Source organism: Actinomadura miaoliensis, assembly GCF_039536785.1.
GTDB lineage: Bacteria > Actinomycetota > Actinomycetes > Streptosporangiales > Streptosporangiaceae > Spirillospora > Spirillospora miaoliensis.
Genome location: NZ_BAAAZG010000086.1, coordinates 53,146 through 70,521 on the forward strand (window position 1 = coordinate 53,146; position 17,376 = coordinate 70,521).

19 protein-coding genes are annotated in these 17,376 nt (G+C 73.1%); 5 read left to right on the forward strand and 14 right to left on the reverse strand.

All coding sequences use genetic code 11. The features are described from left to right. Positions 1-67: 67 nt before the first annotated feature. Together ABD811_RS42845 and ABD811_RS42850 are read right to left on the reverse strand one after the other, a co-directional pair. The gene (locus tag ABD811_RS42845) at positions 68-961 is read right to left on the reverse strand and encodes a transporter substrate-binding domain-containing protein (RefSeq protein ID WP_344959355.1); all 894 of its coding nucleotides are present in this window, start codon (positions 959-961) and stop codon (positions 68-70) included. 12 nt (positions 962-973) lie between these two features. Beyond that, entirely contained in the window at positions 974-2,290 is a 1,317-nt protein-coding gene (locus ABD811_RS42850) for a hypothetical protein (protein WP_344959356.1), read from the reverse strand. 553 nt (positions 2,291-2,843) lie between these two features. On the opposite strand from ABD811_RS42850, the gene ABD811_RS42855 reads away from it, so the two are divergent. The 3 genes from ABD811_RS42855 to ABD811_RS42865 all read left to right on the forward strand — a co-directional run bounded on the left by ABD811_RS42855 (position 2,844) and on the right by ABD811_RS42865 (position 4,229). Next, the gene (locus ABD811_RS42855; RefSeq protein WP_344959358.1) at positions 2,844-3,530 is read left to right on the forward strand and encodes a hypothetical protein; all 687 of its coding nucleotides are present in this window, start codon (positions 2,844-2,846) and stop codon (positions 3,528-3,530) included. 133 nt (positions 3,531-3,663) lie between these two features. Further along, positions 3,664-3,945, forward strand: coding sequence for a hypothetical protein (locus ABD811_RS42860; protein ID WP_344959360.1), 282 nt, complete (start codon positions 3,664-3,666; stop codon positions 3,943-3,945). Continuing rightward, positions 3,942-4,229: a hypothetical protein gene (locus ABD811_RS42865; protein ID WP_344959362.1), complete on the forward strand. Its 288-nt coding sequence runs from the start codon at positions 3,942-3,944 to the stop codon at positions 4,227-4,229. Before ABD811_RS42860 ends, ABD811_RS42865 begins: the two co-directional genes overlap by 4 nt. Positions 4,230-4,286: 57 nt before the next feature. Here the strand turns inward: ABD811_RS42865 and ABD811_RS42870 are convergent, their stop codons facing one another. Together ABD811_RS42870 and ABD811_RS42875 are read right to left on the reverse strand one after the other, a co-directional pair. After that, positions 4,287-4,535: a DUF3817 domain-containing protein gene (locus tag ABD811_RS42870; RefSeq protein ID WP_344959364.1), complete on the reverse strand. Its 249-nt coding sequence runs from the start codon at positions 4,533-4,535 to the stop codon at positions 4,287-4,289. Further along, entirely contained in the window at positions 4,532-5,005 is a 474-nt protein-coding gene (locus ABD811_RS42875) for a DUF2269 family protein (RefSeq protein WP_344959367.1), read from the reverse strand. Before ABD811_RS42875 ends, ABD811_RS42870 begins: the two co-directional genes overlap by 4 nt. A gap of 83 nt (positions 5,006-5,088) precedes the next feature. On the opposite strand from ABD811_RS42875, the gene ABD811_RS42880 reads away from it, so the two are divergent. Together ABD811_RS42880 and ABD811_RS42885 are read left to right on the forward strand one after the other, a co-directional pair. Next, the gene (locus tag ABD811_RS42880) at positions 5,089-5,430 is read left to right on the forward strand and encodes a PadR family transcriptional regulator (protein WP_344959369.1); all 342 of its coding nucleotides are present in this window, start codon (positions 5,089-5,091) and stop codon (positions 5,428-5,430) included. After that, entirely contained in the window at positions 5,427-6,107 is a 681-nt protein-coding gene (locus ABD811_RS42885; RefSeq protein WP_344959371.1) for a permease prefix domain 1-containing protein, read from the forward strand. Before ABD811_RS42880 ends, ABD811_RS42885 begins: the two co-directional genes overlap by 4 nt. A gap of 52 nt (positions 6,108-6,159) precedes the next feature. Here ABD811_RS42885 and ABD811_RS42890 read toward each other — a convergent pair whose 3' ends face one another. The 10 genes from ABD811_RS42890 to ABD811_RS42935 all read right to left on the reverse strand — a co-directional run. Beyond that, positions 6,160-6,981: an SMP-30/gluconolactonase/LRE family protein gene (locus tag ABD811_RS42890; RefSeq protein WP_344959373.1), complete on the reverse strand. Its 822-nt coding sequence runs from the start codon at positions 6,979-6,981 to the stop codon at positions 6,160-6,162. Continuing rightward, positions 6,978-8,156, reverse strand: coding sequence for an aldose epimerase family protein (locus tag ABD811_RS42895; RefSeq protein ID WP_344959375.1), 1,179 nt, complete (start codon positions 8,154-8,156; stop codon positions 6,978-6,980). The genes ABD811_RS42890 and ABD811_RS42895 overlap by 4 nt, the downstream gene beginning before the upstream one ends. Before the next feature lie 86 nt (positions 8,157-8,242). After that, positions 8,243-9,517 carry a multiple monosaccharide ABC transporter permease gene (mmsB, locus tag ABD811_RS42900; RefSeq protein WP_344959377.1) on the reverse strand — a complete coding sequence of 425 codons (1,275 nt, stop codon included), beginning with the start codon at positions 9,515-9,517 and terminating at the stop codon, positions 8,243-8,245. A gap of 103 nt (positions 9,518-9,620) precedes the next feature. Further along, a complete protein-coding gene (gene mmsA / locus ABD811_RS42905; RefSeq protein WP_344959379.1) occupies positions 9,621-11,180 on the reverse strand; it encodes a multiple monosaccharide ABC transporter ATP-binding protein in 1,560 nt (519 codons plus the stop codon). A 25-nt stretch (positions 11,181-11,205) separates the two neighbouring features. Beyond that, the gene (chvE, locus tag ABD811_RS42910) at positions 11,206-12,339 is read right to left on the reverse strand and encodes a multiple monosaccharide ABC transporter substrate-binding protein (RefSeq protein WP_344959381.1); all 1,134 of its coding nucleotides are present in this window, start codon (positions 12,337-12,339) and stop codon (positions 11,206-11,208) included. Between the two features lie 102 nt (positions 12,340-12,441). Continuing rightward, positions 12,442-13,425, reverse strand: a complete 984-nt coding sequence (locus ABD811_RS42915; protein WP_344959384.1) for a hypothetical protein — start codon at positions 13,423-13,425, stop codon at positions 12,442-12,444. 70 nt (positions 13,426-13,495) lie between these two features. Beyond that, on the reverse strand, positions 13,496-14,503 hold the full coding sequence (locus ABD811_RS42920; protein ID WP_344959386.1) for a zinc-dependent alcohol dehydrogenase: 1,008 nt from the start codon (positions 14,501-14,503) through the stop codon (positions 13,496-13,498). After that, positions 14,500-15,675: a mandelate racemase/muconate lactonizing enzyme family protein gene (locus ABD811_RS42925; RefSeq protein WP_344959388.1), complete on the reverse strand. Its 1,176-nt coding sequence runs from the start codon at positions 15,673-15,675 to the stop codon at positions 14,500-14,502. Before ABD811_RS42925 ends, ABD811_RS42920 begins: the two co-directional genes overlap by 4 nt. 102 nt (positions 15,676-15,777) lie before the next feature. Further along, positions 15,778-16,824 (reverse strand): LacI family DNA-binding transcriptional regulator, encoded by a 1,047-nt coding sequence (locus tag ABD811_RS42930; protein WP_344959389.1) that lies wholly within the window; start codon positions 16,822-16,824, stop codon positions 15,778-15,780. 105 nt (positions 16,825-16,929) lie between these two features. Further along, positions 16,930-17,376 (reverse strand): AAA family ATPase (locus tag ABD811_RS42935; protein ID WP_344959391.1); only part of this gene is annotated, 447 nt, incomplete at its 5' end.

Sequence of the window (17,376 nt, forward strand, 5' to 3'; positions counted from 1 at the left end):
CTTTTCGGTGGCATTTCCGACTTGCTGCCGAAAGTCATGTGAAACGCGGCCGGGTGTTTTCGGATGATCACTCGATGGGCGGGGTGGGGCGGTTCTCGGGATGCAGGAGGCGGGGCGCGGCGGGGCCGAGATGCCTGCGGACGATCCGCTCCCAGCGGCCGTCCCGGATCATCTGGTTCAGCGTCCGGTTGATCAACGCGCGGTCGGCCGGATCGCCCTTGCGCATGCCGATGCCGTACTTCTCGCGGTGGCTGGAGAACGGCTGGCCGAGCAGCCGCACCCGGCCCCGGTAGCGCGGGTCGCGGGCGAATCCGGCCAGGATCGAGTCGTCGGTGGACATCGCGTCGACGGTGCCGTCCAGCAGCAGGGGGAGGCAGTCGCCGAAGCCGTCGACGAGGCGCAGGTGCCGCCTGGCCCAGGCGTTGCCGATGTCCTGGGACCCGCCGAACCGGATGGCCAGCCGCAGCGGTGAGCTGGAGCCCTGCGCCCCGCAGGTGATCTTGTCCTTGAGGTCGTCCAGCCCCGTGATGCTCCGGTCGTCCGAGCGGATCAGGGTGTCCTGCGCCGAGATCAGGTAGGGCCCGGCGAAGTCGATCACCTTCAGGCGTTCCTCGCTGATGGAGTAGCTGGCGATCACCAGGTCGACACCGCCGTTCAGCAGCAGCCGCTCGCGGTTGCCGGAGACGACGGGCTGGAAGACCGGCTCGACGCGCAGCGCCTTGGCGATCTCGGTCGCGATGTCGACGTCCAGCCCGGTGCACTGGCTGCCCGCCGCGTTGCACAGCCCGATGCCCGGCTGGTCGGCCTTGATGCCGACGCGCAGCGCCCGGTTCATCGCGTACAGCGGGCCGTGGGACGCGCTGGGCACGGGCTCGGGCGTGGCCTGGCGGCACGCGGCGGCGGTGAACAGGGGCAGCAGCGCGGCGACGGCGGCCAGGCGGAAAACGGAGCGGTGCGGCATCGTGGTCCTCGTTCAGCCGGGCGCCGTCGCCCGCGACCCCGCCGGGTCCAGGCGAAGCGTGCACTGGGGGTCGGTGACCAGGCGGGTGACGACCAGGCGCAGCTCCCGGCCGCCGCGTCCGCCGAGGGGCACCACCTGGGTGATGTCGGTCTGCCCGGGACGGGAGGTGAACGAGGGCAGCGGCCGCCCGTCGGCCTCGGCGTGCGCGGTGATCCGCATCCCGAACGTGCAGGCCGAGACGGGGTCGGTGGGGGTCACGGTGAGCCGGACGCGCAGCGTCCAGTCGGTGCCCGCCGGCAGGCCCCGGCTGAGGGTGAACACTGGACGCTGGGACGCGGTGACCTCCTGGGCGGGCGCGGCGAACTCGACCGTGTGGGCCGGCGGACCGGCGAGGAGCAGCCGGTCGGCCGCGACGCCCGCGAACGCCGCGAGACCGGCCGAGGCCATGGCCAGGGCCGCCGCCCGCCTCCGCAGCCGGTCGGCGCGCCTGCGCGCCTCGTCCCGCTCGTCCCGTGCTTGTTGCCGTGCCCGTGCCTCCTCCCGCGCCCTGGCCGCGGCCTCGTCGGCCCGGGCCGTGGCTTCGTCCGCCCTGGCCGTGGCTTCGTCCGCCCGGGTCGTGGCTTCGTCGGCCCGGGCTGTGGCGTCGTCGGCCCTGGCCCTGGCCTCGTCGAGCAGCTTCTCGGCCTGCCGCGCCCGTTCCAGCGCCTGGTCGCGTTCGGCCAGCAGGCCGGAGAGGTCGGCGGGCGCGGGCTCCTCGGCCCGCACGCTGGCGCCGACGTGGACGCCGGCCTGGCGCAGTTGCTCCAGCGCGGTGTTCAGATAGCCCCAGACGGTCAGCGACCCGTCCCCGATGTCGGGCTCCTGCCCCTGGTCGGCCTGCCGCCACCATTCCAGCCACGACCTGCGGGTCCCGTACTCTCCGGCGGCGAAACCGTCCGGGTCGTTCTCCGCCAGGAACTCCAGGAGCACGGCGACGCACACCTCGACGCGGCGCCGCGGCGGCGTCCGGCCCGCCGGGAACTTCCCGGAGACCAGCTCGCCGATCCGCTGCCCGCCCGCCTTGGCCCGGCGGCCGTCGGTGCGGGCCAGGCCGCTCTGCTCGACGTCGTTCTTCCGGGCGACCAGGGTGGTCAGCCGCTCCCGGTCCGCGCCTCCCGGGCTTTCCCGCAGCCGCGTCTCGGCCTGCTGGCCCTCCGCCATCCAGTCGCACAGCCGCCGCTCCAGCTGCGCGTGCGAGACGCCGTGGGAGTTCACCGCCAGGTCGAGGGCGCGCAGCATCGCGATGAAACGCACCGTCGACGGCTTGATCTCCCGTTTCGGCCTGGGCACGGCCGCCAGCACCTCCCGACCCCTCCCGGATTTCCCGATCATTGGGAAACCCCGGGAATCATTACCTGCCTGGGAGGATAACCGGGAGTACTCGGATGTGGCGGGAACATCTCGTTCGGCAGGCCGAATGTGCACAAGTAAGTAGAACGGCGGGAGATCATGTGGAACGCATGAGGCGCCCGCCGCCGCCGCGTCGCTATTGACGGATAACGGCGTCCATATTCGGGGAAGCGCGTCCGGATGTGTAAGGGGATTGCTCTCCCCCCGCGCGGGACCGGCGGACTAACGTCGCATTCGACAGCGAGATCAGGCACGGGCGATCCCCTGACGACCTGACCGAAACAGCCGGGCGACGACCCGCCATCGCGGGCCCGGCCCGGCGGCCGCGCGGCGCACCGGATCCGCACGCCGCGCCACCGGCTCTTCCTGAGGACCCGGCGGACGGAGGGCCGTCGCCGCCTCCGGCGCCGCCGCGCCCCGGCGGACGACGCCGGCCCGGACGCGGCGGCCCCCGCCCGCCCAGGGGCAATCTCGCAGGCAGGAGGTCGACTCCATGACTTACGAACAACCCCCGGCGTACCAGCCCATGCCGGCGCACCGCAACGACGCCGACGTGTCCGGCACGTACTGCCCCATCCTGTTCTTCGACGTGGCGAGCTTCGGCCGTCCCGACCGCGACGCCGACATCCAGCTGGCCGTGCGGCGCGGGCTCTACCAGATCGTCTTCGGCGCCCTCGACCGCGTCGCCGTGCCCCGCACCGTCTACTACCGGCAGGACCACGGCGACGGCGTGCTCGCCGTCCTCCCGCCCACCGTCCCCGCCCGCGCCCTCGCCGAGGGCCTGCCGATCTGGCTGCACCTGGAGATCCGGCGGCACAACAAGTGCGCCAGCCCCGCCGCCCGCATCCAGTTGCGCGGCGCCCTGCACATCGGCCCGGTGTACCGGGACGAGCAGGGCGTCAGCGGCCGCGCCCTGATCCACGCCGCCCGGCTCATCGACGCCTCGCCCGTCCGGCGCGCCCTGGCCGACTCGTGCGCCGACCTGGTGTTCGCCGCCTCCGACCGGGTGTACGACGAGGTGATCCGCCACCACCCGACGCCGGTCGACGTCGAGTACCGCGAGTTCGCCGCACGGGTGAAGGAGGACGAGTTCACCGCGTGGCTCACCGTCCTCGGCCGCCACGCGGACCCCCTCCTGGAGACCCGGCCGCCGCTGCGCGCCGTCCCCGACCACCCCTGATCTCCGGGATGCGGACGTCGTCGGCGCGGCGCGTTGAGTGCCCGGGACACCGGCTGATACGGCATGGGGGGAAGATGTCGGCGTGCTGCTGTAGCGTCTCGGGGGAGACGGGACGCGGCGAGACGGGAGTGGCATGAGCGCACAGCCTGAGGGGCCCGGCCGGGCCGGGCGGGTGCGGCCGGTCCCGCGCACGATCAAGGCCATCGGCGAGGCGCTGACCAGGGAGAAACGCGCCAGGTTCTACGGCGAGGTGCTGACCGCCGAGCAGGGGCCCGAGCTGGACGGCGTGCTGGAGCGCTGGTGGATGGACGCCGTCCTCGACCAGGTGCCCGGCCGCCGGCGCCGCCACGCCGACGGGGTGGCGGGGCGCAACCTCGTACCGCTGCCGGAGCCGCGCGGCGAATCCGAACGGTGACCGCGCCCCGGCGCGGCTGGACCGTCTTCTGCACCGAGGACGCCGCGGGGGAGATCGAGGCGATGCCGACCCCGCTGCACGACACGGTGGTCGAGCACTTCAAGGACCTCGCGCGGCGCGGCGGCGCCGCCATCGACGGGGGACGGCCGCCGCCGGGGCACTCCATGGACGGCGACGCCGTGGCCTACAGCGCGACTGTGCCCGGCCACCCCGTGATCTACGAGTACGTCGTCCTGGACGACATCCGCGAGTTCCGCATCACCACCATCGCCTGGCTCCCGTGACCCGCCGCCGGTCACCGCCCGGGACCGGGTGGCGGCCTCGGTGGCGCGGTGCGCACTTCACCCGATCCGGCGCAGGGTGAGCAGGCCGCCGATTCCCGGGACGACGGAGCGCCATCTGGCCCCCGGTACGGCGGTCTCCGGGGTCAGCCAGGTGGCCGCGATGACGGCGAGGTAGGCCGTGCCGTGCAGCGGGCCGACGAGGGAGCTGATCGCCTCGGTGTGCACGGTGACCAGGTTGGCCAGCAGGACCGCCAGCGAGACCGCCTCGGCGGCGGCCGCGATCCGCAGCGCGCGCACGGCGGTCACGCTCCCGTGGTGGAGCCGGGCCGCACGATCATCAGCACGACGACGACCGCCCACAGCAGGTTGAAGATCCCGGTGGCCATCGCCAGCCGCGCGGCGCCCCGCGCAGCGGTCGCGTCCGCGGCCTCTCCCTCCGCGGCCGCTCCCTCCACGGCCAGCAGGCGTCGCTGAACGGGCAGGATGACCGCCGCGAGCAGGACCGCGGCGATCGCGGTGAGGACGATCGAGACGACCAGCCAGGCGTCGGTGAGGACGCCCATCTGGGCGCCGGTGGCCAGCCCGAAGGCCGGCACCGCGACGCCGACGACGGTGTAGCCGCGGCAGATCCGGTGCAGGAACGCGGTCACCCCCGGCGAGCGTTCGCCGGCGGCCGTCTCGCGGGCATAGCGGGGGAACAGCGAGGCGGCGACGGCGACCGGCCCGATGGTCAGGATCGCCGCGAGGACGTGCACCGACAGCAGCAGTTTGGTCACTGCGCATCCCTTTCGGTAGGGCACCTATGTATTGGCTACCAATACATAGCACGCCTACACGTCGACCTGTAGGCTGGCTACCTATGAAGGGCGACGCGGTACGGGGACACCTGGACGGACTGCTGCTGGCCGTGCTGGAGTCCGGCCCGCTGCACGGCTACGCGATCATCGCCGCCGTCCAGGAGCGCAGCGGCGGAGCGCTGGAGCTGCGCACGGGCACGATGTATCCCGCGCTGAACCGGCTGGAGCGGCTGGGGCTGCTGCGCAGCAGCTGGCAGTCGGTCGGCGAACGGCGCCGGCGCTGCTACGAGCTCACCGACGCGGGACGGCGCACCCTGGCCGAGGAGCGCACGGCGTGGGACGAGTTCACCAGGGCGATCGGCGCGGTGCTGAACCCGGCGCCCGCTCCGGGACGGGCCACGTGATCGACACCGTGACGGACGAGCACGGCCCCGATCCGGTCGAGGAGTACGTCGCGTCCCTGGCGGCGGTCCTGCGCGGACCCGCCCGGGTCAAGAACCGGATGGTCCAGGAGATCCGCGACGGCCTCACCGACGCGGCCGACGCCCACGCCGGCGAGGGGATGCCGCGGCGGCGCGCCGTCCGCGAGGCGGTGCGCGGGTTCGGCACCCCCGAGGAGATCGCGCCGAGCTGCCAGCGCGAGCTGACCATCGCGCAGGCCCGGCACACCGCCCGCGTGGTGGCCCTCACCGTGCCGTGCCTGCTCGCCTGCTGGTACCTGCTGCGCAGCGGCGGTCCCGGGGACGGCTGGCAGCCGCCCCGCGCGGTGCAGGTGCTGGCGGCCCAGCTGGCGGGCGTCGCGACCGGCGCGGCGCTGCCGGCGGCCGCGACGCTGGCGGTCACCGGCGTCCTCGCCCGGCGCCTGCCCACGCCGCACCGGCTGCTCGTCGCGGTGGCGTGGGCGGGGACCACCGCCGCCGTGGTGATGGGCGTCGCCGCGATGGCGCTCGCCGTCGCGTCGCTGCTGGCCGCCGACTGGCCGCTCGTCGCCCTCGCGGGCGTGCTCGCCGCCGCCTCCCACGCCGCGGTCGCCTCGTCCGCCCGCGCCTGCCGCCAGTGCGTCCGCCTGGCCCCCGCCTGACCGGCCACGTCGAGACGCCGGCGCGCCCGCGGCGACGCCCGCGGTGAACGGGTCAGGCGGGGAAGGCCGGGCTGGGGAGGCCCTGGCCCGCGTCGGGCAGGACGAACAGGGAACCGGCGTGGGCGTCGTCGGCGGGTGCGCCGACGGTGGCGGTGGTGATGTAGAGGTCGCGCAGGCCGGGGCCGCCGAACGCGCACGCCGTGGTCTGGCGGGCGGGTACCTCGACGGCGCGGTCCAGCACCCCGGCGGGGGTGTAGCGCAGGACGCGGCCACCGCCCCACAGCGCCACCCACACGCACCCGTCCGCGTCCACGGTCAGGCCGTCGGGCAGGCCGGGGACGTGGGCGAACACGCGGCGGTCGTCGCCCTGGAACACGTCGACGCGGCGCGTCGGCGTGTCCACGTAGTACATCAGGCGCCCGTCGGGGCTCCAGGCGAGGCCGTTGCTGACGGTCACGTCGTTCAGGACGGTGGTGACCTTCCCCTCGGGCGTCACACGGCGCAGGCGCCCCCCGCCGGGGGCCTCGTCGTAGCGCATGGTGCCCGCCCACAGGACGCCGTCGGGGGCGACGGCGGCGTCGTTGCCCCGGCAGCCCTCCTCGGGCCACTCGGCCAGCCAGCGGAACGAGCCGTCCGGCGCGTACAGGCCGACGCCGTCGCGCAGGTTGACGACCAGACCGCCCGAGGCGCGCGGCTTGGCGGCGCCGACGTGCTGCGGGGTGGGCCGGACGGTGTCCGTGCCGGTGGACGGGTCGTAGGCGTGCACCTCGGAGGCGAGGATGTCCACCCACAGCAGGCGGCCGGAAGCGGGGTCCCAGGTGGGGCCCTCGCCCAGCGCGGCGCGCCGGGCGAGGGCGATCTCGACGTCTGTCATCGGGTGGAGAAGGAGTAGACGGTGGTGGTGTCGTAGGTCTGGCCGGGGCGCAGCACCGTGGACGGGAACCGCGGCTGGTTGGGCGAGTCCGGGAAGTGCTGCGTCTCCAGGCAGAAGCCGTCGCCCTGCCGGTAGGCGCGGCCGCCGGTGCCGACCAGGCGGCCGGTCAGGAAGTTGCCGGAGTAGAACTGGACGCCCGGCTCGGTGGTGCGCACGTCCATGACCCGGCCGGACACCGGCTCGGTGACGCGGGCGGCGTGCCGCAGTCCCCGGCCGTCCAGGACGAAGTTGTGGTCGTAGCCGCGGCCGATCACCAGCTGCGGGTGGCCGTCCCGGATGCGCTCGCCGATCGTGTGCGGGCGGGTGAAGTCGAACGGGGTGCCGCGCACGGACGCCAGCTCCCCGGTGGGGATCAGCGTCGAGTCGACCGGCGTGTACCGGCCGGCGTTGATCTGGAGGCTGTGGTCGAGGACGCTGCCGGAGCCCTCACCGGCCAGGTTGAAGTAGGTGTGGTTGGTCAGGTTGACGACGGTGGGTTTGTCGGTCGTCGCCCGGTAGCCGATGCGCAGCTCGTTCTTGGGCGTGACGGTGTAGGTGACGGTGGTCTCCAGCGTGCCCGGGTAGCCCTCCTCGCCGTCCCGGCTGGTGTAGGACAGTCGCAGCGACACCTCGTCGCCGTCGCGGGCGGGTTCGGCCTTCCAGACCTTCTCGTCGAAGCCCTTGTCGCCGCCGTGCAGGCTGTTGTCCCCGTCGTTGGCGCCGAGCCGGTACGTCTTGCCGTCCAGCGTGAAGCGGGCCTTGCCGATGCGGTTGCCGTACCGGCCGATGAGGGCGCCGAAGTAGGGGTTCTCGTCCTGGTACGTCGGCGACAGGTAGCCCGCCAGGCTGCCGAAGCCCAGGGCGACGTTGCCGGTGCGGCCGCGCCGGTCGGGCACCTCCAGCGACTGGACGATCCCGCCGTAGGTCAGCACGCGCACGGTCATGCCGCGGCCGTTGGACAGCGTGTACCGCTCGACCGCCGTGCCGTCCGGCAGCTTCCCGAACGGCTCCTTGGTGATCTTCGGGGCGGTGCGCGCCGGGGCGGCGGCGCCGGGGGACGCCGACGCCGGGCCCGTCGCCGCCACCAGGGCGGCGACCAGCAGTGAGGCCCCCGTGAGGGGCGGAAGGAACCTCATGACTCTCCTCTCAGGTGATGCGTTGACCCCCCGAGGACATGGATCCGGCGCCGCGGCCCCGGCGGCGCCGCGCGGTGCGGGCGCGGCTAGCGCAGCAGCGGGCTGCCGGAGCGGCGCTTGGTCCAGACGTCGAACGCGACGGCCGCCAGCAGCACCAGGCCCTTGACGAGCATCACCCGCTCGCTGGGCGCGCCCATCAGCGACATCCCGTTGTTGATCACGCCCATGATCAGGCCGCCGGTGATCGCGCCGACCACCTTGCCGACGCCGCCCTGCACGGCCGCGCCGCCGATGAACGCCGCCGCGATGGCGTCCAGCTCGAAGGTGTTGCCCGCGGTCGGGCCCGCCTGGTTGAGCCGCCCGGCGAAGATCACCCCGGCCAGCGCGGCCAGCACGCCCATGTTCACGAACAGCCAGAACACGATCGACTTGACCTTGACGCCGGACAGCTGCGCCGCCTGCAGGTTGCCGCCGACCGCGTAGATGCGGCGGCCGAACACCGTCCGGGTGGTCAGCACCGTGTAGCCCAGCACCAGCGCCGCCAGCAGCACCAGCACCCACGGCAGGTTGTGGAAGCGGGCCAGCTGCACGGTCACCGCCATGATCAGCGCACCGGCGGCGGCGATCTTCAGCACGAACACCGGGAACGGGTCGACCGTCTGCCGGTAGCCCAGGCGCGCCGTGCGGGTGCGCCACTGCGCCACCGCCAGCCCGGCGACGACGCCGATCCCGACCAGCAGGCTGAACAGGTCCGCGCCGCCCAGCACACCGAGCCCGATGTTGCCGAGGTAGCCCTCGGTGAACCCGTTGGACAGCGTGCGGACCTCGTCGGGGAACGGGCCGATGCCCTGGTTGCCCAGCACGGTCAGGGTCAGCGCGCGGAACAGCAGCATCCCCGCCAGCGTCACGATGAACGACGGGATGCCGAAGTAGGCGATCCAGTAGCCCTGCCAGGCCCCGATCGCGGCGCCCGCGGCCAGCGTGAGCAGCAGCGCCAGCGGCCACGCCACGTCGTGGTTGACCATCAGCACGGCCGCGATCCCGCCGGTCACGCCGACCACCGACCCCACCGACAGGTCGATGTGCCCGGAGATGATGATCAGGATCATCCCGATCGCCAGGATCAGGATGTAGGAGTTCTGCACGATGATGTTGGAGATGTTCTGCGGCTGCAGCAGGTCCCCGCCGGTCAGCACCGTGAACAGCACGACGATCAGGGCGAAGGCGATGTAGATGCCGCTCTGCCGGACGTTGATCGTCAGCTGGGACAGCGGCCTGCCGTTGCCGGGCCCGGACGCCGCCGGGCCGGTCTTGCTCGTGGCTGCGCCGGCGTCGGCGCTCGCGGGCGCGGTGCGGCTCATCCCTGCCCCCCGCTCGCCTCCGGGGCGCCGAGAAGGCGCCGCCTTCCCTCCTCGCTCGTCCCTCGCTCGTCAGTCCAGGCGACGCCGCGCCCCTCCGGCTCGCTCATTGAACCGTCTCCTGTTCCTTGTCCTTGGTCATCAGGTACATGAGGCGTTCCTGGGTGGCCTCCGCGCGCGGCACCTCACCGGTGATCCGGCCCGCCGCCATCGTGTAGACGCGGTCGCACATGCCCAGCAGCTCGGGCAGCTCGGAGGAGATCAGCAGGATCGCCTTGCCCTCTCCGGCCAGCCGGTTGATGATCGAGTAGATCTCGTACTTGGCGCCCACGTCGATGCCGCGGGTCGGCTCGTCCAGGATCAGCACGTCCGGATCGGTGAAGATCCACTTGGACAGCACGACCTTCTGCTGGTTGCCGCCGCTGAGCTTGCCGGTGACCGCGCCGACGTCCGGCGCCTTGATGTTCATGCTCGCGCGGAACTCGTCGGCGACCCGGTACTCCTCGTTGCCGTCCACCCAGCCGCGGCTGGCCAGGCGCGACAGCCCGGCGGCCGAGACGTTGCGCTTGATGTCCTCGATCAGGTTGAGGCCGTAGCGCTTGCGGTCCTCGGTGGCGTAGGCGATGCCGTGCCGGATGGCGTCCCGCACCGTGCGCACGTCGATCTGCCGGCCGTCCTTCAGGACGCGCCCGGACGTGCCGACCCCGTACGAGCGGCCGAACACGCTCATCGCCAGCTCGGTGCGGCCCGCGCCCATCAGCCCCGCCAGCCCGACGATCTCGCCGCGGCGCAGCGTCAGCGACGCCCCGTCCACCACCTTGCGGTCGTGCTGGGACGGGCTGTGCACCGTCCAGTCCTCGATCCGCAGCACCTCCTCCCCGATCCGCGGCTCCCGCGGCGGGTAGCGGTGCTCCAGGTCGCGGCCCACCATCCCGGTGATGATCCGGTCCTCGGTGACGTCGTCGGCGGCGGCGTCCAGCGTCTCGATCATCCGCCCGTCGCGCAGGATGCTGATCGAGTCGGCGATCGCCAGCACCTCGTTGAGCTTGTGCGAGATGATCACGCTGGTGATGCCGTCGTCGCGCAGGCCGCGCACCAGGTCCAGCAGGTGCGCGGAGTCCTCGTCGTTGAGCGCGGCCGTGGGCTCGTCCAGGATCAGCAGCTTCACCCGCTTGGACAGCGCCTTGGCGATCTCGACGAGCTGCTGCTTGCCCACGCCGAGGTCGGCGATCGGGGTGACCGGGTTCTCCGGCAGCCCCACCCGCTCCAGCAGCTCGGCGGCCTCGTGGTTGGTGTGGTTCCAGTCGATGAACCCGCCGAGCAGGCCGCGCCGGCGGGCGCGCTCGTTGCCGAGGAAGATGTTCTCGGCGATCGACAGCTGCGGGCACAGCGCCAGCTCCTGGTGGATGATGACGATCCCGCGGTCCTCGCTGTCGCGGATGCCGGAGAACCGGCACGGCTCGCCGTCGAAGAGGATCTCTCCGTCGTACGAGCCGTGCGGGTACACCCCCGACAGCACCTTCATCAGCGTGGACTTGCCCGCGCCGTTCTCCCCGCAGATCGCGTGGATCTCACCGCGCCGCACCGTCAGGTCGACGCCGGTGAGGGCGTTGACGCCGGGGAACGTCTTGGTGATGCCGTGCATCCGGAGGATGTCGTCGGTCATGTCGGTGTCCTGTCGGTCGCGCCGGTCACTTCAGGCCGACTTTGTCCGCGGTGTAGTAGCCGGTGTCGACCAGCGCCGTCTTGACGTTGTCCTTGGTGACGATGACCGGCTCCAGCAGCTGGGACGGCACCACCTTGTTGCCGTTGTTGTAGTCCTTGGTGTTGTTGACCGTCGGCTTGCCGCCCTTGAGCACGGTGTCGGCCATCTTCACGGTCTCGGCCGCCAGCTGGCGGGTGTCCTTGAAGATCGTGGAGTACTGCTCGCCGCCCAGGATCGACTTGACCGAGGCGACCTCGGCGTCCTGCCCGGTCACGATCGGGTACGGCTGGCCGGAGGTGCCGTAGCCGTTGCTCTTGAGCGCCGACAGGATGCCGATGGACAGCCCGTCGTACGGCGACAGCACGCCGTTCACCTTGGCCCCGTCGCGGTAGGCGTTGGTGAGCAGGTCCTCCATGCGCTTCTGCGCGGTGGCCGGGTCCCAGCGCAGGATCGCGATGGTCTTGAAGTCGGTCTGGCCGCTCTTGACCTTCAGCACGCCCCTGTCGATGTACGGCTTGAGCACCGACATGGCGCCGTTGTAGAAGAACGTGGCGTTGTTGTCGTCGGGCGAGCCGGCGAACAGCTCGATGTTGAACGGGCCCTTGGCGGTGCCCTCCGAGCCGTCGGCGTTCTTGACCTTCAGCCCCACCAGCAGCGAGGTCGCCTGCTGCACGCCGACCTTGTAGTTGTCGAACGTGGCGTAGTAGTCGACGTTCGGGCTGTTGCGGATCAGCCGGTCGTAGGCGATGACCTTGATGCCGTTGTCGGCGGCCTGCTGCAGCTGGGTGGTCAGCGTGGTCCCGTCGATGGAGGCGACGACCAGCAGCTTGGCGCCCTTGGTGATCTGGTTCTCCAGCTGGTTGACCTGCGTGGGGATGTTGTCCTCGGCGTACTGCAGGTCGACCTTGTAGCCGAGCTTCTCCAGCCCCTTCTTGAGGTTGTCGCCGTCGGCGATCCAGCGCTCGGACGAGCGGGTCGGCATGGTGACGCCGATCAGCGCGCCGGAGTTGTCGGCGGACCTGGCCTCCTTGTCGATCGTCTTCTCGCTGGACCCGCAGGCGGCCAGCGACGCGGTGAGAGCGAAGGCGGAGAGGACCGTAGCGATGCGCCCGATTCTCATGGGTTACTCCTCCGGGGTGGGGGGCCGTCCGTCGCGCCGGATGCGCGCGGAGCGGTGCTCGGGGGGTGGGGTCGCGGGACGGTGGGTCTCAGGGGGCAGGGGTCAGGGGGCGGTGAGTGACGCGGCGGCGCCGGTGACCGGGAACCGCTCCAGCGGCCCCGGGTCCCGGGAGCCGAGGGGCGACATCCCGGCGTCGGCGCCGAGCCGGGCGAGGGTGTCGAGGACCAGGCGGCCGCGCCGCACCCGCTCCCGGCCGCTCTCCACCGCCAGCGGCAGCAGGTGACGGCCGACCGGGTAGATCGGGGCGGCGTTGCGCAGCCCGAACTTCAGATAGATGGGGGCACCGCAGCGGATCAGCTCCGCCGCGTCGTACAGGCGGACGAACCCGCCGAGGTCGTCGGGCGCCTCGACGTAGAAGTCCATGGGCGCGGCGCTGAGCGCGCGGATCTCGGCGAGCTGCGCGAGCGTCAGGTCGCTGGGCACGTTGACCGAGTCGGCGCCCAGGTGCTCCCACACCTGGTAGGACGCCGGGTTCACCGGCCCCACCAGCGCCGACACCTTGAACGTGACGTCGGCGGGCAGGCGCCCGGCGGCGCGCATGCGGTGCAGCGTCCACAGCACGCCCTCGTCGGCGACCAGCAGCGACGGCACGCCGAGCGCGACGGCCCGCTCGGCCTCCTCCACGCACTGGGCGAGCTGGTCGCGGCCCCGGGCGCGCGGCCCCGCCGTCGGGTAGGTGCGCGCCCCGCCGCCCGCCTCCCACGAGCCGCGCGGGCCGAGGAACAGGCACAGCTCGATGTTCCGTTCGCGGCAGGCGGCGACCATCTCGGAGATCTCGGCGTCGGTCAGCATCCACACGCCCGAGCCCTGGCTGATGCGGTGCAGCGGCACGTCCAGGCGCTCGCTCTCGTCCAGCACCGCCGCCAGCACGGCCGGTCCCTCGCACGACGGCAGCTCGGTGCGCCACGCGCCGCCGTCGGGGAAGGCGCGGGCCGAGCCCGGCACGGTCTCGGGACGCGCCGGGAAGCCCAGCTCGCCGAGCGCGTGCTCACCGGGCAGCCGCGGGCGGGCGTCGGGTCCGTCCATCGGGGGGTTCACCTCTGCAAATGCTCGAAAGCGGACATCGGGCGTGTCATTCGGCGTGTCATCGGGCGTGTCATTCGGTGTCGGGGCGGAGCAGCACCTTGCCCGCGCCGGGCGACGCGCTCAGCGCGAGCGCCTTCTCGAACTCGGCCAGCGGCAGCTCGTGGGTGACCAGGCCGGCGGGCCGCAGCACGCCGGTGTCGAACGCGCGCACCGCGTACGCCCAGTCGGCCGGGCCCGCGCCGAACACCGTGTGCAGGGTGAGGGCGCGGGTGACCAGCAGCGCGGTCGGCACGGCGTCGGACGGGTCGCCGGGAATGCCGGTGACCACCACCCGCCCGCCGCGGCGGGCCAGCGCCACCGCCGCGTGCGCGGTGCCGGGCGCGCCCGCCGTCTCCACGACCACGTCGTAGTACTCCTCGGCGGCCTCGCCCGGCCGGTAGAAGACGGTGGCGCCCGCCGACAGCGCGGGCTCGCCGCGTTCGGCGCGCGGGTCGATCGCCGCCAGCCCGGACGGGGACGCGGCCGCCAGCAGCTGCAGCGCCAGCATGCCGAGCGTGCCGGCGCCGACCACCGCGGCCGTCTCACCGGGCCGCAGCGCCGCGTGCCGGACCGCCGCGGCGATCACCGCGGCCGGTTCCAGCAGGGCCGCGGCGCGCAGGTCGGCGCCGGGCGCCAGCACGTGCAGCAGCCGCGCGGGCACCACCAGGTGGTCGGCGAACGCGCCCGGACGGGTGAACCCGGTCTCGTCGTACCCGGCCGCGCACAGATTCGGCGCGCCGTTGCGGCACGGTCCGCACACCAGGCAGCCGCGGTACCCCTCGCCGACGACCCGGGCGCCGACGAGCGCCTCGTCCACGTCCGGGCCGACCCCCGCGACCGTGCCCGACCACTCGTGGCCGGGGACGATCGGGTAGGCGCAGAAGCCGGCCGGACGGGCGCCGTCGAACAGCTCGCGGTCGCTGCCGCACAGCCCGGCGGCGGCCACCCGGACCAGCGCCTCGCCCGGTCCGGGCTCGGGGGCGTCGCCGACGAGCAGGCGCGAGCGGCCCGGCTCGTCGACCACCAGCGATCTGCTCATCGGCGCGCCTTCTGCGAGTCGGGGCCGGTGCCCCGGCGCAGGTGCCAGTCCTCGGCGAACAGGTCGAAGTCGGCGTGCTGGCGGGGGAACTCGGCGACCGCGTCCAGGTCGAGCTCGACGCCCAGCCCGGGCCTGTCCGGCAGCGGGAAGTAGCCGTCGACCACCTCGGGCGCGCCGGTCGCCACCTTCTTGATCGGGGCGTCGGCGAAGTCGTTGAAGTGCTCCAGGATCTTGAAGTTGGGCACGCAGACGCCCAGCTGCAGGGTGGCCGCGGTGAGCACCGGCCCGCCCACGTTGTGCGGCGCGACCTGCACGTAGTGCGTCTCGGCGGTGGCGGCCAGCTTGCGCACCTCGGCGATGCCGCCGAAGTGGCCCACGTCCGGCTGCACGATGTCGGCCGCCTGCAGCTCGAACAGCTCGCGGAACTCGAACCGGTCGTGGATGCGCTCGCCGGTGGCGATCGGCAGCCCGGTGTGCGCGGAGACCTTGGCCAGGGCCTTGAGGTTCTCCGGCGGGGTGGGCTCCTCCAGCCAGCTCGGCGCGTACGGCTCCAGCAGCCCGGCCAGCCGGATCGCGGTCGCGGGGGAGAAGCGTCCGTGCATCTCCACCAGCAGTTCGCACTCGGGGCCGATGGCGTCGCGCACCGCCTCGACCAGCGCGATCGACCGCATCGTCTCGTCGTGGTCGAGTTCCATGCGGCCCGCGCCGAACGGGTCGAGCTTGAGCGCCCGGTAGCCGCGGTCGACGACCTTCTTGGCGGCGGCGTGGAACTCGTCGGGGGAGCGGTCGACGGTGTACCAGCCGTTGGCGTACGCCTTGACGCGGTCGCGGACCCGGCCGCCCAGCAGCCGCCAGACCGGCTGGCCGAGGGCCTTGCCGACGATGTCCCAGCACGCCATCTCGACGCAGGCGATGCCGGACATCACGATCTCACCGGCCCGGCCGTAGTCGCCGTACTTCATCCGGTGGACCAGGTCCTCCAGGTCGAAGGGGTCGGTGCCGACGATGTGCCGGCGTTCGGCCTCGGCCAGGTAGCCCAGCAGGGCGTCGGTGTGGCCGAGCATGCGGGTCTCGCCCACTCCGGTGAGGCCCTCGTCGGTGTGAACGGTCACGAACGTCAGGTTCCGCCACGGGGTGCCCACGACATGGGTCCCGATCTTGGTGATGCGCACGGCCTGTCTTCCTGTGTCTCGGCGATCTTGGTCAAGCGCTTGCTGGTGGTAGCGCTAACATCATGCCCGGCACCGGTCTCCCGTTCGTCGCGTCGTTCCTCGTCAGCGCCCCGGCGGCGCGGCGGTGCTCTCCCGGACCACCAGCTCGGGCTCCACGGTGCGGCGCGGGAAGCCCTTGCCCTCCGGCGGCGGGGTCCCGTCGATGCGTTCCAGCAGGAGCTGGAACGCGTGCCGTCCCACCTCGCCGAACGGCTGGCGGACGCTGGTCAGCGGGGGCGCGAAGTAGGGGGCCTCCGGCACGTCGTCGAAGCCCACCACGCTCACCTCCTCGGGGACGCGCCGGCCCGCCTCGCGCAGCGCGCGCAGCAGGCCGAGCGCCATGGGGTCGTTGGCGGCGAACACCGCGGTCACGTCCGGATCGGCGGCCAGCCGCCGGCCCTGCTCGTAGCCGGACCGGGCGCTCCAGTCGCCGCCCAGCGGCTCGGGCGCCTCCCGGCCGTGCTCGGCCAGCACCGCGCGCCAGCCGTCGACGCGCGCGCTGGCGTCGATCCAGTCGGCCGGCCCGGCGATGTGCCACACCGTCTCGTGGCCGAGGCTGAGCAGGTGCCGCACGACCCGCACCGCGCCCGCCCGGTGGTCCACCACCGTCACCGGCGCCGGCACGTCGTCGCCCACGCCCACCACGACCACCGGAAAGTCCGGCGGCAGCCGCCGCAGCCCCTCGGCCGCCGACTGGTGCGGCGCGATGATCACGACGCCGTCCACCGACTGCCCGCGCAGCCGCTCCACCCCGTCCTCGATGGCGCGCGGGGTCAGCGTGCTCAGGCTGGCGATGTTGACCGAGTACTCGGCGGCGCGGGCGGCCCGCTCGATGCTGTAGAGCATGGACGCCGGCCCGTACAGGGTGGTGTCGAAGCTGACCACGCCCAGCACCCCGGACCGTCCGGTGGCCAGCACGCGCGCGGCGGAGTTGGGCCGGTAGTCCAGCTCCCGCATGGCCGCCAGCACCCTGGCGCGGGTCTGCGGCCGCACCTTCTCGGGGGAGTTGAGCACCCGCGACACCGTCATGGCCGACACGCCCGCCAGGGCTGCCACGTCCTCCATCACCGCGGCGCGGGACCGGGCGGGCGGGGGTGTGGCGGCGGTCACGTGACCTCCTTCACGTCGGCGTGCCCTGAATGTTTGCGCTAACGAAACGAGCTGTCAATACCCCTGAAAAAACCGGTGATAGCGCGAACATCCGGACGCGGAGGGTCACGGGGCGAGGGGCGCGGCGAACGACCACCCCGCGGCCAGCAGACCGTCGACGGCCGCGACGGCGCGGGCCAGGCGTTCCTCGTGCGTTCCGGTCACCACCACATGCGGCAGGCCGCGCCGCTCAAGCTCATCACGGAAGCGCCCCGACATCCACCCGCGTATCCGCTCGCCGTCACGCCAGCCGTCCTGCTCGAACGGGACGCCCTCGGTGTCGGTGAGGATCCACAGGTGGTGGTGCGGCGGCCGTTCGTGCAGCCGTTCCACGTCCGGCGCGGGCGACCCCAGGTAGCGCTCGTGCCACAGCGCGGTGGCGAACGCGTCGGTGTCGCACACCAGCAGCGGCGAGCCCGCGCGGGCCGCCGCGTCCTCCAGCGCCAGCTGACGCTCGGCGATCTCGGTGAACTCCGCGGACTCCCAGGTCAGATCGTCCAGCCACAGCCCGGG